Here is a 15,050-nt window from a genome sequence, read left to right on the forward strand (position 1 = left end):
TTGTAAGCTCCGATGCTTGCGCACCGGGCATCCGCTATCAAGCGCCCACACTTATCGGTTGTTTGTTTGTTAAAGAACTTGCCGCGGTTCGCTTTGCTTACCGCGTCGCTGCTTTGTTGTCAGCAGCAGAGAAACGAGATTATGAAGAAACTTAGTAATTAAATCAAGAGTTTTTTGCGAAATTTCTTTTTTTCAAAAACCTCGCTCACCTCGACTAATTACCTTCGCCGACCCAGGCAATCATTTTCCCTGCTTGATTCGCCGCAATATTTCCTGCTGCGGGGGACCGAATACTAAGGGTTCCACACCGAGCTTGCAAGTTTTTTCTGGAAAAAACCAAAAAGTGCCACCATGGCCACATCGAGGGTGCATCGAGGCCCGAAGCCGCCGGCACGCCTTCCTACGGCAGGCCCTCGTGACGGGCAACAGCGCAGGCATCCGGCAAGTTACGCAGGAGCGAAGCGGCATCCCCAGAGCGACGGCGTGTCCAGGTCCATGACTCGCTCAACACCCAGTGCGCCCGGCACTTCGTCGTAGAAATGCCGGGCGCCATGCCCATCCGACATCAGTCATGTGGCGGCGGGACGGGTGCACTCTGCGCTGCGCGCGTTCGCAGGCGTGGTGTCGCGAAGTCCAGGAAGGCACGCAACTTCAACGGCAGCGGCGCTTGTCCTTTATGCACAAGACTGACTGGCAATGGCGCCGACTCGAATTCCTCGAGCACGATGCAAAGTGTCTTATTACGTATGGCATCCGCAACCTGGTAGGACAGCACACGTACCAGTCCAACGCCGAGTATCGCGGCTGCAATAGCCGCCTCCGCGGTATTGACTGCAAGCCGCGAATGAATGGGCACGGATAACTCGGACTTGCCGAATCCAAAAACCCAGGCGCGCATGGACGCGAGAACCTCGAAGGTAATGCATTTATGCCCGGCGAGATCGCGCGGTCCGGCCGGCACGCCGTGAGTTGCCAGATATGCCGGACTTGCACATACGACCCGGCGGACGACTCCGACTCGCGTCGCCATGAGCGTGCTATCGGGCAATTTACCAATCCGGACCGCCACGTCGGCGTGCTCGTCCATCAGATGCACGACGCGATCCGTGAGCGCGAGGTTGATGTCGATCTCCGGATATTGCGCGAGAAATTCCGCAACGACCGGCACGACGTGCAAGCGCCCGAAAGTGACAGGAGCCGTGATGACGAGCTCGCCCCTGGGCGAGGAATGTTCACCGGTCGCAGCGCGCTCGGCCTCTCCGATTTGCTCGAGAATCCGCCTGCAGGCGGCCACGTATGAATCCCCGGCTTCCGTCAGCGAAAGCTTGCGCGTCGTGCGGTGAAGCAAACGGACTTTTAAATGTGCCTCCAGCTCCCCAATCTTGCGGCTGACTGTTGCCAGCGGCACGCCGAGGCGACGCGCGGCGGCGGACAAACTGCCCGAATCGGCGACCGCGATGAGCAGAGACATGGAGTCAAAAAGGTTCATCTGATTCTATCGATTCTATCAATTGATGGAAGGATGACTCTCAATTTTGCTGGATTCTCTTTTCAGATGCAAGGAGGTAACTTACGAACCTAGTATCTCGAGAATGAAAGGAGAGTGCCGTGAGCAACCCATCCAACCCACCCGACAGTCCGCACGCGCCTGCGATGGCGTCCCGTAGCAAGATCGTGATGATGGCAATCATCGCGGGCGCGGTGATCACCAACATCTATTGCACACAGCCGATCTTGCCGTTGATCGCGTCGGACCTGCACCTCGACGTGACAACGGTTGATCTCGTTGCCGGCGCTGCGTTGCTTGGCTTCGCAACGGGGCTGGCGCTTCTGTTGCCTCTGGGCGACCGCTTCGACCGTCGCAAGCTGGTACTCGGCCAGATCGCGCTCGCCTTCGGCTTTGCCGTGGTTGCAGCGCTCGCCCCCGGTGTCTGGGCGCTGATCGCAGCTTCCTTTGGTCTTGGCATTGTCAGCTGCGTGCCGCAACAGCTCGTGCCTTTCGCGGCCGTCATGTCGCCGCCAAGCGAGCGTGGGCGCTCGGTGGGGACGGTCGTCAGCGGGATCATGGTTGGCATCCTGCTTGGCCGCACGATCAGTGGCGTGGTCGGCGCGGCCTATGGCTGGCGCGCGGTCTATGGCGTGGAAGCGGCGTTCATGATCCCGGTCTGGATCGCCGCCGCATCGCTGCTGCCGCGGGGTCGGCCCACCACGAATCTGTCCTATGGACGCCTGCTCGCGTCGCTCTGGCCGCTGGCGCGGGACAATCGCCCGATCCGGGAATCGATGATCATCCAGGCGCTGTTGTGGGCTTGCTTCAATGCGTTTTGGGTGAATCTGGCCGCGCTCCTCGTAAGCGGTCCGTGGCACCTTGGTAGTGCCTGGGCGGGCGGCTTTGGCATCATTGGCGCGGCTGGCGCACTTGCCGCTTCACTCGGCGGTCGCGCCACTGACCGGTTGGGGTCGCGCAGCGTCATTGGGGCCAGTATCGGCATAGTGACGCTTGCGTACGTGCTTCTCGCCGGCGCCGATTCCTCGCTTGCCCTTCTGGTTATCGGTGTCATCGTGCTCGATATTGGCGTGCAGTCAGGCCTTGTGTCCAACCAGACGCGCGCCTTCGCCGTTGATCCGAAGGCGCAGGGCCGCATTAACAGCCTCTACATGACCGCTACCTTCTTCGGCGGCGCCCTCGGTACGGTGATCAGCGGCTGGCTCATGACTCGCTTCGGCTGGACGGGCATCGTCGCATTTGGAATCGTGCTTGGACTCATCGCTTCCGCAATACACTGGATCGGCGCCCGGGGCGGCCAGCGGAGCCCGAATACCGATGCGGCGATCAAAGCGGGCAACATCTCAGCGAGCGCAGATTGAATTGCCCCGGAGCCGGTCCGCGAGGATGCGTCGCGGACCATCCAAGACCTTATTCGAGACGGCGGGGGCCGGGCTCGCGGCCGCAAGCGCGGGCTATTTGCCGATCGCCAACGCTGCCTCAGGAGCGGCCGCCGGCTGGTGCGCCGGACCGGTGATCTCGGCGCTCGTCCTGATGAGGGTCTTGCGGAAAATCTCCACCAGGGGCCGCAGATTGACTTTGTGCCACGCCGCCCACAACGGCGTGCGGTAGGTGAACCACGACAGTTCGTGCAGGACCACCCCGTCCGGCGCCTGGTGGCGCAGGCTCTGCTGGATCATGGTCATGCCGAGGCCTGCTGCCACCAGTCCCAGTGCTGCCAGCGGCTCGGTGGCTTCCATGGTGATGGACGGCGTAAAGCCGGCCCTGGCGCAGGCGGCAATGAAGGTGTCGTGCCGCAGGGCACTCTCCCTGTGCATCACGCCAATCCACTTCTGCGCCGCGAGGTCGTCCGGCGTGAAGCGCTGCGCCGTTGCCAACGGATGTCCCTCGGGAATGGCAAGCAGCATCGGGTCGTTCAGCACCTGTGCGGACTCCAGGTCCGGGTCGTCCGGAGGCGGCGGCTCGCATACCAGGGCGATGTCCAGGCTGCGCTGGCGCAGTCCTTCGATCTGCGCCGCGGAGGGATGGTTGTAGAGCGCGATATGCACGTTCGGGCGCGTCTGCCGCAGTTCGCGCAAGGCATTGGGCAGCACGCCGGAATGCATGGCGTATTCGAGATACCCGATGCACAGCCCGCCCTCGTCCCCCTTCCCCAGGCGCCGGGCCAGTGACTCCAGCCGGTTGCCATGGGTGAGGAAGGCGCGCGTTTCGGCCAGGAATGTGCGCCCGTCCGTGGTCAGGCGGATGCGCTGCTGGGAGCGCTCGAACAGCGTCAACCCCAGCTTTTCCTCGAGTTGCGCGATCTGCCTGCTCAGCGGCGACTGCGAGATGTGCAGCCGCTCCGCCGCCCGTCCGACGTGTTCTTCCTCGGCGACGGCGACAAAATAGTGGAGTTGGCGAATGTCCAGCATCTCAGACCTCTAGAGACTTAACTTTTTCCTGATCATGTCCCGTCGAGGCTCAACTTGCAACGCCCGACCGTGCCGCGATCTGCGGATCTTCATCTCCGCATATTGCATGAAGCATGCCTTGCAATGATTTCCCCGCCGCGCCAGGAAAGGCGTGGCGGGGAGACGATCATTCGCCGCGCCGGAACAGCACGCGCGACGTGCCCGGCCCGGAGCCGACGCAGTACCGGCTTAGGCCGTCGATGGCCTTCAAGACGAAGCGCTGTCGCTGCTGCTGCCAAACGACGCTTCGAGCGCCTTCAGGCCGTCCCGGTAGATACCGCCGAACAGGGCGGACGCCTCCTCATCGCTCACACCAACCGGCGTGAACTGGCCGGACCATTCGACCTGCGCGCCCTGCTCGCCTGGGATTTCCAGCACGCGCAGCGTCGAGCGATAGCCGGTCACGGGGAACGGCGCCTCGAGGATCGAATAGGTGTAGCTGCGCGCCGCGTTGTCGAATACCTCGAGCCGCTCGACGATGGCATTGCCGTCGGGATTGGCCAGGCGACGCACGCGGCCGCCCTCGCTCAACTCGCTCCTGGGAATGTAGGGCAGCCAGTCCGGCAGCGAATCGAAGCCGCCGATCCGTTGCCATACCTGGTCTGCCGGGACCGCGAGCGTGATGCTTGCAAAAGCTTGTGCCATGTTGGCTCCTCAGGCGAGATCGATGGGAAGCGGCGCATTGGGCGCGACCAGGCCTTGCTCGCGCATTTCGCGCCAGAAGCCAGCGGGGATCGGCTCCGACAGCGCGGCCATGTCTTCGGCGATGCGCTCGGGACGGCTCGCCCCCGGGATTACCGCGGCGACGGCGGGATTGGCCAGTGCGAATTGCAGGGCGGCGGCCTTGATGCCGACCTGGTAGCGCCGGGCGATCGCCTTGATGCGCTCGACTTTGGCGACGATGTCGGCCGGCGCCTTCTGGTACTCGAAATGCGTGCCGCCGGCCAGGATGCCGGAGCTGTAGGGGCCGCCGACGACGATCTCGACCTTCTGCGCGGCGGCCGCCGCCATCAGGCGCTGCAGGGCGCGCTCGTGATCCAGCAGCGAGTAGCGCCCGGCGAGCAGGAAGCCATCAGGCTGCGCTTCGGCCAGGTCCAGCGTCAGCTCCAGCGGTTCGACGCGATTGACGCCCAGGCCCCAGGCCTTGATGACTCCTTCCTCGCGCAGCCGGGTCAGCACGCGGAAGGCACCCTTGCGGGCAGTCTCGAAGTAGGACAACCATTCGTCGCCATAGAAGTCCTGCGCGATATCGTGCACCCAGACGATATCGAGGCGATCGGTGCCCAGTCGTTTCAGGCTGTCGTCGATCGAGCGCAACGTGGCGTCGGCCGAATAGTCGTTGACCAGCTTGTTAGGACGCCCGGTGGCGAACAAACCACCTTTTTCGCCAAGATCGCGCGCGCTGGCGTCTTCGACTTCGTCCAGGATCAGGCGGCCAACCTTGGTGCTGATCACATAGTCATTGCGGTTGCGCTTGGCCAGGGCCTGGCCCAGGCGGATCTCGGACAGGCCGGCGCCGTAGAAAGGCGCGGTGTCGAAGTAGCGGATCCCGTGTTCCCAGGCGGCGTCCACGGTGGCGGCGGCTTCGGCTTCGGGGATATCGCGGAACATGTTGCCCAGCGGGGCGGTACCGAAACCGAGGACGCTGCCGGCGGGCAACTTGTCTTTGATGCTCATGACTGCTCTCCAGAAGTGAGTTGAGTGAAGGCAGTCTAGGATCGCAAGTTGAGCCTGTCCAAGACGGAATAGGGAGAACTTAAGTCTCCCAAGGTCTTAATATGAACGAGCGGGCTGGGCCGGACGCGCGTACATTGGCGTCGCATGGGCTGCATCGGCCACTCGGCATGCATCGGCGCGCTTCGTCGATGCCCGCGGCGGTGGGGCGATGCCAAGGCGGCTGGCGCGGGCCAGCCCATCCGAGGCCGGGTCCACGCCGACCATCGCGCCCATTTCCAGGTGCCGGCTATTGCGCATCACCTTGAACATCAGGTCGGTGCCGATATTGCCCGGCCCGATGATGGCGACTTTCAGTTTGCGGTTTTTGCTTGTTTTCCTTCTGGCGGCGATACATGGAAGCCTGCATGCCCGAGCCCTTCCATATCGACCGAGACGTACTGCCCCGGCCGGATCCATTCGGCCTGCGTGGCGCCGCCGGCCATTACCAGCCAGCCTGTCTGCAGGGGCTCGCCGGCGGCTGCGGCGACGCGCGCCGCGGCCACCAGCGAGCGCAGCGGATGGCCGAGAATCGCCGCCGTGGAGCCCACCTGCACCGCCCGGCCGTCGATCGACAGCACCAGGCCGAGGTTGCCGAAATCGCGGTGCGGATCGTGCCAGGCGCCGATCACGAAGCCGCTCGACGAGGCGTTGTCCGCGATGACCTCGGGCAAGGTGAACTTGAAATCCCGGTAGCGCGAATCGATGATCTCGAGCGCCGGCGCGATCGCCTCCACCGCGGCAAGCGCCTCGGCAGCGGTCGCGTCGCCGGCCAGGGGCTTCTTCAGCACGAACGCCAGCTCCGGCTCGACGCGCGGATGCACGTAGCGCGAGAAATCGACCGCCCCGCCCTCCTCCACCTGCATGCCGCTGGTCAGGCGGCCCCAGATCACGTCGGACAGCCCCATCTGGATCATCTTGGCGCGGCTGGTAAAGCCCATCTTCACGCCGACCCGCCGCTCGCCGCGCGCCTCGCGGCGACGCACCGCGGCCGACTGGATCGCGTAGGCGTCGGCGAGCGACAGCGTGCCATCGGCATCGAACTGCGCCACGGCGGTCGCGCCGGCGGCGGCGTCGTCCAGCATTGCAGCAAGATCCTGGATCGATGTCAGCGAGGTCATTGCGCGTTCTCCGGTTCGAATACGGCCTTCACGCTGCCCAGGCCGTTGATATGGGCATCGAACACGTCGCCGGGCTGCACCGGCACCATCGGGCCGAGCGCGCCGGACAGCACGAGATCGCCGGCGCGCAGCGGGCTGCCAAGCGCGGCCATCGTGCGCGCCAGCCAGACCACCGCGTTGAGCGGATTGCCAAGGCATGCGGCGCCCGCGCCGGTCGAAACCGGCTCGCCGCGCCGCATCAGCGCCATGCCGCACAGGCGCGCGTCGAATGCCTGCAAGGTCTTCGGCGTGGTGCCGAGCACGTAGGCTGCCGAGGATGCGTTGTCGGCCACCGTGTCCACGAACCGGATATTCCAGTTGTCGATGCGGCTGCCGACGATCTCCAGCGCCGGCAACGCGTACTCGATGGCGCCGAGCACGTCCACCAGGCCCGCGCGCTCGAGGTCAAGGTCGCGGCCCAGCACGAAGGCGACTTCCGCTTCGATCTTCGGCTGCTGCAGCGCCGACACCGGAACCGGCTCGCCATCGCCATAGCCCATGTCGTCGAACAGCGTGCCGAAGTCGGGCCGGTCCACGCCGAGCTGCGCCTGCACGGCGCGTGCCGTCAGGCCGATCTTACGACCGACGATGCGATGCCCGCCAGCCACGCGTGCCTCGGTGTTGATGCGCTGGATCGCATAGGCTGCCTCGGCGTCGATGCCCGGGTACTGCTCGCGCAGCGGAGCGATCCATTCGCCGGTGCGCGCGGCCTCGCGCAGCGCAAGCGCGGCGGCTTGTTGTTGCTGGGGTGTCATGGGTTCTCCCTGGCGGCGCGCGCAGCGTCGATCTCGTCCTTGGTGCGGTCGCCCACGCTCCACTGCGTGGCGGGCAACTGGCTGACCAGCACGCGGATGCTCTCCAGCGGCGCGCCGAGCGTGGCGTGCACGGTGCGCGCCACCTCCTGGATGCAGCGCTTGACGGTCGCTTCGTCGCGACCTTCGATAAGGGTGATCTGTACGATCGGCATGAAGGTTTTCGCTATGGAGTGGAATTCAGGCGGCGGGCGGCGCCACCGCGATATCGGTCTTGCCGGCGCGCTTGAGCGCGTCGGCCACGAAGCCGTTGCGCTTCATGGCTTCGACGAAGTCATGCAACCAGGCGGCACCGGCCTCGCGGCCGCGCGGCAGGCACAGCGCCTGGTCGATCGCCAGGAAGTCGTCGGCCATCACGCGCAGGTGCGGCCGCGTCGCCGCGTATTGCTCGATCACGCGGCGCACGCCGGCGGCGGCGTCGAGCGGCGCGGACTCGAACAGCGCGAAGGCCTCGGCGGCCGTGGGCCGGCGCTCGATCCGCGCCTGTTTCAAGGTCCGCGTCAGGTGCAGGTCGTAGGCGGCCCCCTTGCCGACGGCCACGCTGCGGCCCGGCGCATCGACGTCCTGCGGGCGCTGCAGCGGCGAAGCGGCGTGGACCATGTAGCAGGCAGCGATCTGCACATAGGCCGGCGAGAACGCCAGGCGGTCGGCGCGCACGGGGTCGACCGCCAGGAAGGCTACGTCCCAGGCGTCGTCGGCGAGGGCATCGGTGACCTTGCCCGCGGCATCGTAGGGCACGAGTTCGGTCTCGAGTCCGAGCTGCTCGCCCAGCGCATAGGCCATGGCGACCGAGATGCCCCCCGGCGCGCCGGTGGCCGGATCGCGCTGCGCGAGCGCGGCATTGCCGAAGTTGATCGCAGCACGTACGCGGCCGTGCGGCGCCAGGTCCCGGAGGACGGAAGCATCGATAGTCATCAGGTTCATTCCTGGTCTGGGGGTGGGCCGGTCAGGGCGGGTCGGGTCAGTCAAGGTGCACGCCGGCCGTCTTGATGACCGTGCCCCACTTCGCGCTCTCGCTCTTGATAAAGCGCGCCAGCACCTCGGGGGTGCCGCCGCCGAGCTCCACGCCCGAAGCCGCGAATTTTTCCTTGACCTCCGGCCGCTTGAGCGTGGCATTCATCGCGGCATTGAGCGCCTGCACTACGTTGGCGGGCGTGCCCGCCGGTGCGACGATGGCGAACCAGGCGATGGACTCGAAGCCCTTCACGGTCTCGGCGATCGCCGGGACGTTCTTGAGCGCCGGCACGCGGCCGGGCGTGGCCACGCCCAGCGCCCGCATCCGCTGGGCCTCGACGAACGGCAGCGTTGCCGGCGAATTGTCGAACATCACCTGCACGTTGCCGCCCATCAGATCCGTGGCCGCGGGCGAGCTGCCGCGGTACGGCACGTGCAGCAGGTCGATGCCGGCGCGGCTCTTGAGCAGTTCCATGGTGAGGTGGCTGGTCGTGCCGTTGCCCTGGGAGCCGTAGGAAAGCTTGCCCGGATGCGCCTTGGCGTAGGCGATCAGCTCCGGCAGCGTCTTGAAAGGCTGCCCGGTATTGGCCACCAGCATGATGGGCACGGTGGCGATCAGGCCCACGGGCGCGAAGTCCTTGGCGGGGTCATAGCCAAGCCGGCGGTAAAGATACTGATTGATGCTCAGCGGGCCGGCGGTGGTCACCAGCAGCGTGTAGCCGTCCGGCTTGGCATGCGCGACGATCTCCGCGCCGACGTTGCCGCCAGCGCCCGCGCGGTTGTCGACGATGACTGTTTGCTTGAGGGCGTCGCCCATGCCGACGGCCAGGGCGCGCGCGACGATGTCGGTGGTCCCGCCCGCCGGGAACGGCACGACGATGGTGACCGGCTTGTCGAAGCTCTGTGCGGCGGCGGCGCCGGCGGCAAGCATGGCGGTGCCGGCGAACAGCCCGGCGGCGAGACGCCGCCATGGCGAACGGCCCGGGCGGGTACTGGTGATGCGCAAAGGCATTTCTGTCTCCTGTCTGAATCTTGTCCTGCGGTCAGTCGTCAAAGCCGTACAGGCGCGCCGGATTGTCCACGAGCATGCGCCGCTGCTGGTCCGCGTCAGGCACCCAGAGCGGAATCAGGTCGACGAGGTCGGCATCGTTGGGCATCGCCCCCTTGTAGATGGGATGCGGCCAGTTGCTGCCCCAGATCACGCGGTCGGGATACGCGCGCACCACGGCATGGATCATCGGCAGCATGTCCRGGTGCGGATATGCCTGCGACGACGAGCGATACAGGCTGGCGAGCTTGACCCAGCAGCGGCCTCCCTCCAGCAGGCCCATGAGCGCAGCGAATCCCGCCGACTGCACGCCCTCGTCGCCAAGCACATGGCCGAGATGATCGACGACGAACGGGTTGGGCAATGCCATCAGGCGCGGCGCCAGGTCGCACAACTCCTTCGACTCGTGCAGATGCAGCACCAGATGCCAGCCGAGCGGATGGGTCTCCTGCGCCAACGCCTCCAGGTGTTCGAAACGGGCGCCGCCGCGCACGACGGTGGAGATCCGGCAGCCGCGCATGCCGCCGTCGTGCATTGCCTGCAGCGCGGCTCGCCCGAGTCCCGGCCGGATTACCGCAACGCCGCGTGCGCGTTTTCCCATGCGTGCGATGGCGTCCAGCGTGACACGGTTGTCCGTGCCGTGCGCGCCGCCGTGCACGATCACGCAGCGGTCGATGCCCAGCGTGGCGAGCAAGGCCTCGTATTGTTCGACAGTGCAATCCTCCGGCGTGTAGCTGCGCTCTTCGGAAAAAGGGTACTGCGCCTGCGGGCCGAACACGTGGGCGTGGCAGTCCACGGCGCCCCGGGGCATGCGGAACGCCGGCATGCGCAGGTTGCGGTCCGGCCCCTGGCAGGGCGGGGGGGCGGCGGTGAGGCCGGTGGGCATGGCTTGTCTCCAGTCTGGTGCTTCGCGGGACTTCTGCCCCTGCGCTGATGTGGATCATCGGCCAGTCAGCCCTATACGGTCTAATACTATTTTTTTCCGATACCATACCGATCCGGTATTGCCCTTCCTGATCTCCTCCCAACACGCGGACCTCCCATGGATCTCAAACAGATGCGTTACTTCCTCGCGGTCGCGGAGGAGCGCAATTTCACCCGCGCGGCTGCGCGCCTGCATATGGCCCAGCCACCGCTGACGCGCCACATCCACGCGCTCGAAGAGGAACTCGGCGCCGCGCTGTTCGTGCGCACGGCCAAGGGCGTGGAACTGACGGAAGCCGGCACGGCCCTGCTCGAGGAGGTGCCCAATGTGCTCAGCATGGCGCGGCGGGCAAGCGAAAAGGCGCAGCGCGCGGGACGGGGCCTGATCGGCCGGCTCGACGTCGGCATCTTCGGCTCGGGCCTGCTCAACGTGATTCCGGTGCTGCTGGCGCGCTTTCACAAGGCACGGCCGGAGGTACGGATCGGCCTGCACAACATGGGCAAGGCCGAACAGATCGAAGCGCTGCGCGAGCGCCGCATCACGGTGGGGTTCAATCGGCTGGTACCGAACGAGCCGGACCTGATGGTCGAGACCGTGCTGCGCGAAACCATGCTGGTGGCGCTGCCGGAACACCACCGCCTGGGCAAGAAGCCGGTGCTGACGCTGAAGGATCTCGACAGCGAGCCGATGATCCTCTATCCCAATGCACCGCTGCCGGGACTGGCCCAGGAGGTCATGTCAGCGTTTCGCAGCGAGGGCGTGCGACTGGTGATCGAGCAGGAGGTGGAGGACGTGGTCACCGCCGTCGCCCTGGTTGCCGGGGGCTTCGGGCTTTGCGTGACGACCGAGTCGGCATCGAACCTGCGGCTGCCGGGCGTGGTCTATAAGCCGCTCAGGTCGCGTGTACTGAAGGACATCGAACTGAGCTGCCTGTACCGCCGCGACGATCAATCGCAAATTCTCCAGGCATTCCTCAACGTTGCGCGACAGGGCGCGCAGCTACCGCTGAGGCGGCGCTGACGCAGGCCTGACGCGCCAGGCATCGTGCCCCGCCCTGCCCCGGCGGCCGTCGTCGTGTTGTTGCATTTCAGCTGAAAAAAGAAAAATTCAATACGGAGCGGCGCCTCAGCGACTAGAACTGCATAGACAGCGCGCCGGCATGTCGGCGACGGGCCTTGCCCTGCGGCACCGGCGTGACGAGGGAGGAAAAACACGATGGCTTCCATCACGATCAACGGCATCGCGATCGACACGTCGGCACCCAGGGAGACCCTGGCGGCGTTCTCCCTGGCCAACGAGAACGCCAGCACGACCGACTACATCGTCGTGGTGCCCCATGCCCCGATGAATGCCGCACAGAAGCAGCAACTGGCGCGCGCCGGCGCCGAGGTCCTGGAAGCGGTGCCGGGCGGCGGGCTGGTTTGCTACTTCCCGAAGACCAGCCTCGCCAGGGTGCGGGCACTGCCGTTCGTCGACTGGGCCGACCTGTATCCCAACGTGGTCAAGCTCTCGCCGTCGCTGCGCCGGGTGGCGCCGCAGCCCGGCGRCGTTGCCGTGGCGGCGGCCGCGCTGGCGCCGCCGGCCGAGCTCGATAGTTCGCGCGTCACGGTCGACGTGGTGCTGCACCGGAACGCCAGGGTGGCCGAAGCGCACAAGCTGGTTGCCGCCGCCGCGCACCTGGACGTATCCGCGGTGACCGTGGCCGGGCACAAGCTGCGCGTGACGCTCAAGCGCCGGCGCCTGCCGGAGGTCGCGGCGCTGGACCCGGTGCGCCACGTCGAGGAAGTATTCCCGCGCCGGCTGGCCAACAATATCGCGCGCACCATCCTGCGCGCCCCGGCCGCGGCCGACCCCGCTGCGCTGCGCGGCGATGGCGAAGTGGTGGCGGTGGCCGATACCGGCTTCGACAAAGGCTCCACGACCAATGTGCACCCTGCCTTCAAGGGCCGCGTCAAGGCGCTGTACGCGCTGGGCCGGCCCGGGCGCAAGGACGATCCCGACGGGCACGGCACGCACGTGGCAGGCTCCGTGCTTGGCGACGGCGTGTCCAGCACGGACGGCGCCATCTGCGGCGCGGCCCCCGGCGCCAGGCTGGTGCTCCAGTCGGTGCTGGACAGCCAGTCAGGCCTGGGTGGCCTGCCCGGCGACCTGAACGATCTGTTCCTGCCGCCCTACAAGACCCACAAGGCGCGCGTGCACACGAACTCGTGGTGCAGCCAGGGCAACTTCGGCAAGTACGATCCGCAGGCGCATGAAGTCGATGAATTCGTCTACAAGAACCGCGACATGCTGATCTGCTTCGCCGCCGGCAATGCGGGCACGGACAGCGACGCCAACGGCCAGGTCAACCCGTCTTCGGTCCCGCCGCCCGGGACCGCCAAGAACTGCCTGACCATCGGTGCCAGCGAGAACGACCGCCCGGCCATGAAGATGACCTACGGCGCCGGCTGGCCGGCCGATTTCCCGACCAATCCCATCAAGTCGGACCGGCTCGCCAACAACCCGGAAGGCATGGTCGCGTTCAGCAGCCGCGGCCCGACCATGGACCTTCGCTTCRAGCCGGACGTGGTGGCGCCCGGCACGTACATCTTGTCCACCCGCTCGCGCGCGACCAGGTCCGAAGGCTGGGGCCTGTCGGGCGATCCGCTCTACATGTTCGACGGCGGCACCAGCATGGCCACCCCGCTGGTGGCCGGATGCGCAGCCGTCGTGCGGCAGTTCCTGCGCACCCGTCACCGCTTGCGCAAGCCCAGCGCGGCGCTGGTCAAGGCGCTGATCATCAACGGCGCACGCCCGCTTGCCGGGCAATACTCGCCTTCCGAGGCCGGGGCCGTGCCGAACAACAACCAGGGCTTCGGCAGGGTCGACCTGCAGGCGGTGACCGGCCCCTACGCGGACCACGAGACGCTGCAGTTCTTTGACGAAGCCACCCGGCTCGACACCGGCGAGCGCGAGGACTACGAGGTGACCATCGCCGCCAGCGCGCGCAGGCTCAAGGTCACGCTGGTATGGACCGATCCGCCCGGCGAAGGGCTGCAGAGCGACCTCGACCTGGTGGTCGTGGCGGGCGGGCGCGAGTGRCACGGCAACATGGCCCTGGGCGCCACGGATTTCGACCGCGTCAACAATGTGGAGCAAGTGGAATGGAATCAGATCCCGGCCGGCAGCGTCACCGTATCGGTGGTGGCCCACGCCATTGCGCTGGCGAAGCAGAACTACGCGCTGGTGATCCGCGTGGGCGGCTAGCAGGGCCGCCCTGCCCCGCCCGTGCCGCTACAGCCCGGCAATCACGGCCCAGCACGCGAGCGCGCTGTTCATGCTGGTCCAGTAGCCGAAGCCCTCGTAGTAGTAGACCGCCCACATCGCCTGCAGGCTCTGCTTGGCCGGCTTGTTGCGCAGCTTGCCGTTGATCTGTGGGTCCGAGCAGTTGCGCACCACCAGCCAGTGTGGCGTGGACTTGCCGGCGGCGGCGCGTTCTTCCACCACCATGCCCAGCACCGCATCGCCCATCTCCACCGCGCTGCCGATCTGGTCGAGGTGGTTGAGCGACGTGCCGAACTCGAAGTAGTCGGTGGTGAGAATGGGATGGAAGGCCGGCAGCTCCCTGCCGTCGAGCTTGATGTCGGGATCGTTCTTGCGCACCGGCTTGGGCAGGTTGTCCAGCGGTGCGTAGTTGATCGTGGGCGGGAGGAACTCCGGCTCGGCGATCTGCTCCTTGAAGCCGGCCATCAGCTCCACGGCCTTGGCGAAGTGCGTGGTCTTGACCTGCCAGTCCGACTTGTAGACCTTGTCGTTGAACGGGCTGTCGCGGAACTCCTGCTTGAGGCGGAATTTCGCGCCGCGCGTAACGATCACGTCGCCGAGGTCGTGCTGCGCGAACACCGCGCCCGCGGTGCCCGTGGTGATCACCAGCTTCGCCTGCGTTTCGTCGATGATCTGGTGGAGCAGGTCCCTGATCGGCAGGGATGCCTTGTGCGGGCTGCCCGCCGGCGGCGTGGTGACGCCGTCCTGGTTGAGGTGGAGTTCCGACTTCATGCACAGCACGCGCTTGCTGCCGATCTTCACCGGGAAATAGCTGCCCAGGCGCATCACGCCGCGCGCGGGCGCGTGGGCACGGATGTTCGGCAGGTATTGGGCGAAGTTGCGCGCGTAACGATACCAATGATCGCGCGAGAAGCCCGGCGTCATCACATCACCGAGCGCCATGGTTTCATCCACCGTCCAGGTGATCACCACGACGTCGGCCTTGGGCAGCGGGTCGTTCAGATCGGGGATGGTGGCCAGTGGCACCGGTGTCGGGCGCAGCGCGGCCGGGAAGGCGATCTGCGGGTGTGCGGCCAGCCCCGGCGCGGCCGCGAGCGTGGTCGCCACGGTGGGATGGTTGTCGAAATCGGCGGCCGTCATGCCGGACGACAGCAGCTGGCGCGCCAGCTCCTTGCGGAAATCGAGTTCGTCGCTCATGGCTTCCCCTTTGCGCGCTC

General features: G+C 66.3%; 14 protein-coding genes and 1 pseudogene. 3 read left to right on the plus strand and 12 right to left on the minus strand.

The window, feature by feature from the left end:
- Positions 1-565: 565 nt before the first annotated feature.
- Positions 566-1,489: a LysR family transcriptional regulator gene (locus AC1DK4_RS17440; protein ID WP_441649943.1), complete on the minus strand. Its 924-nt coding sequence runs from the start codon at positions 1,487-1,489 to the stop codon at positions 566-568.
- A gap of 164 nt (positions 1,490-1,653) precedes the next feature.
- On the opposite strand from AC1DK4_RS17440, the gene AC1DK4_RS17445 reads away from it, so the two are divergent.
- Positions 1,654-2,868, plus strand: a complete 1,215-nt coding sequence (locus tag AC1DK4_RS17445; RefSeq protein WP_441620340.1) for an MFS transporter — start codon at positions 1,654-1,656, stop codon at positions 2,866-2,868.
- A gap of 93 nt (positions 2,869-2,961) precedes the next feature.
- Here AC1DK4_RS17445 and AC1DK4_RS17450 read toward each other — a convergent pair whose 3' ends face one another.
- The 10 genes and pseudogenes from AC1DK4_RS17450 to AC1DK4_RS17495 form a co-directional block, all read right to left on the minus strand.
- A complete protein-coding gene (locus tag AC1DK4_RS17450) occupies positions 2,962-3,918 on the minus strand; it encodes a LysR substrate-binding domain-containing protein (RefSeq protein WP_441620187.1) in 957 nt (318 codons plus the stop codon).
- 246 nt (positions 3,919-4,164) lie between these two features.
- Positions 4,165-4,602 (minus strand): SRPBCC family protein, encoded by a 438-nt coding sequence (locus tag AC1DK4_RS17455; protein ID WP_441620189.1) that lies wholly within the window; start codon positions 4,600-4,602, stop codon positions 4,165-4,167.
- A 9-nt stretch (positions 4,603-4,611) separates the two neighbouring features.
- A complete protein-coding gene (locus AC1DK4_RS17460; protein ID WP_441620191.1) occupies positions 4,612-5,634 on the minus strand; it encodes an aldo/keto reductase in 1,023 nt (340 codons plus the stop codon).
- A 204-nt stretch (positions 5,635-5,838) separates the two neighbouring features.
- Positions 5,839-5,943: pseudogene (locus AC1DK4_RS17465) on the minus strand (acetaldehyde dehydrogenase (acetylating)); the annotation flags it as partial.
- Positions 5,944-5,984: 41 nt separating this feature from the next.
- A complete protein-coding gene (locus AC1DK4_RS17470) occupies positions 5,985-6,791 on the minus strand; it encodes a 2-keto-4-pentenoate hydratase (protein WP_441620193.1) in 807 nt (268 codons plus the stop codon).
- Positions 6,788-7,585, minus strand: coding sequence for a 2-keto-4-pentenoate hydratase (mhpD, locus tag AC1DK4_RS17475; RefSeq protein WP_441620195.1), 798 nt, complete (start codon positions 7,583-7,585; stop codon positions 6,788-6,790). Before mhpD ends, AC1DK4_RS17470 begins: the two co-directional genes overlap by 4 nt.
- Positions 7,582-7,797, minus strand: coding sequence for a tautomerase family protein (locus tag AC1DK4_RS17480; RefSeq protein ID WP_441620197.1), 216 nt, complete (start codon positions 7,795-7,797; stop codon positions 7,582-7,584). The genes mhpD and AC1DK4_RS17480 overlap by 4 nt, the downstream gene beginning before the upstream one ends.
- A 25-nt stretch (positions 7,798-7,822) precedes the next feature.
- Positions 7,823-8,557 (minus strand): transporter substrate-binding domain-containing protein, encoded by a 735-nt coding sequence (locus AC1DK4_RS17485; RefSeq protein WP_441620199.1) that lies wholly within the window; start codon positions 8,555-8,557, stop codon positions 7,823-7,825.
- A gap of 46 nt (positions 8,558-8,603) precedes the next feature.
- The gene (locus tag AC1DK4_RS17490) at positions 8,604-9,608 is read right to left on the minus strand and encodes a Bug family tripartite tricarboxylate transporter substrate binding protein (protein ID WP_441620201.1); all 1,005 of its coding nucleotides are present in this window, start codon (positions 9,606-9,608) and stop codon (positions 8,604-8,606) included.
- Positions 9,609-9,639: 31 nt separating this feature from the next.
- Entirely contained in the window at positions 9,640-10,530 is an 891-nt protein-coding gene (locus AC1DK4_RS17495; RefSeq protein ID WP_477131663.1) for an amidohydrolase family protein, read from the minus strand.
- Between the two features lie 156 nt (positions 10,531-10,686).
- Between AC1DK4_RS17495 and AC1DK4_RS17500 the strand changes: the two genes are divergently transcribed.
- Together AC1DK4_RS17500 and AC1DK4_RS17505 are read left to right on the plus strand one after the other, a co-directional pair.
- Positions 10,687-11,589: a LysR family transcriptional regulator gene (locus AC1DK4_RS17500; RefSeq protein ID WP_441620204.1), complete on the plus strand. Its 903-nt coding sequence runs from the start codon at positions 10,687-10,689 to the stop codon at positions 11,587-11,589.
- A gap of 195 nt (positions 11,590-11,784) precedes the next feature.
- On the plus strand, positions 11,785-13,815 hold the full coding sequence (locus AC1DK4_RS17505) for a S8 family serine peptidase (RefSeq protein WP_477131664.1): 2,031 nt from the start codon (positions 11,785-11,787) through the stop codon (positions 13,813-13,815).
- A 27-nt stretch (positions 13,816-13,842) separates the two neighbouring features.
- Here the strand turns inward: AC1DK4_RS17505 and AC1DK4_RS17510 are convergent, their stop codons facing one another.
- Positions 13,843-15,030 (minus strand): hypothetical protein, encoded by a 1,188-nt coding sequence (locus AC1DK4_RS17510; protein ID WP_441620208.1) that lies wholly within the window; start codon positions 15,028-15,030, stop codon positions 13,843-13,845.
- Positions 15,031-15,050: the final 20 nt, after the last annotated feature.

The organism is Cupriavidus sp. 05N38 (assembly GCF_056397345.1).

What these genes read in the sequence shown, in the direction of transcription:
- AC1DK4_RS17440 (WP_441649943.1), bottom strand. Translation starts at nt 1,489, where the DNA reads ATGAACCTTTTTGACTCCATGTCTCTGCTCATCGCGGTCGCCGATTCG.
- AC1DK4_RS17445 (WP_441620340.1), top strand. Translation starts at nt 1,654, where the DNA reads ATGGCGTCCCGTAGCAAGATCGTGATGATGGCAATCATCGCGGGCGCG.
- AC1DK4_RS17450 (WP_441620187.1), bottom strand. Translation starts at nt 3,918, where the DNA reads ATGCTGGACATTCGCCAACTCCACTATTTTGTCGCCGTCGCCGAGGAA.
- AC1DK4_RS17455 (WP_441620189.1), bottom strand. Translation starts at nt 4,602, where the DNA reads ATGGCACAAGCTTTTGCAAGCATCACGCTCGCGGTCCCGGCAGACCAG.
- AC1DK4_RS17460 (WP_441620191.1), bottom strand. Translation starts at nt 5,634, where the DNA reads ATGAGCATCAAAGACAAGTTGCCCGCCGGCAGCGTCCTCGGTTTCGGT.
- AC1DK4_RS17470 (WP_441620193.1), bottom strand. Translation starts at nt 6,791, where the DNA reads ATGACCTCGCTGACATCGATCCAGGATCTTGCTGCAATGCTGGACGAC.
- mhpD (WP_441620195.1), bottom strand. Translation starts at nt 7,585, where the DNA reads ATGACACCCCAGCAACAACAAGCCGCCGCGCTTGCGCTGCGCGAGGCC.
- AC1DK4_RS17480 (WP_441620197.1), bottom strand. Translation starts at nt 7,797, where the DNA reads ATGCCGATCGTACAGATCACCCTTATCGAAGGTCGCGACGAAGCGACC.
- AC1DK4_RS17485 (WP_441620199.1), bottom strand. Translation starts at nt 8,557, where the DNA reads ATGACTATCGATGCTTCCGTCCTCCGGGACCTGGCGCCGCACGGCCGC.
- AC1DK4_RS17490 (WP_441620201.1), bottom strand. Translation starts at nt 9,608, where the DNA reads ATGCCTTTGCGCATCACCAGTACCCGCCCGGGCCGTTCGCCATGGCGG.
- AC1DK4_RS17500 (WP_441620204.1), top strand. Translation starts at nt 10,687, where the DNA reads ATGGATCTCAAACAGATGCGTTACTTCCTCGCGGTCGCGGAGGAGCGC.
- AC1DK4_RS17510 (WP_441620208.1), bottom strand. Translation starts at nt 15,030, where the DNA reads ATGAGCGACGAACTCGATTTCCGCAAGGAGCTGGCGCGCCAGCTGCTG.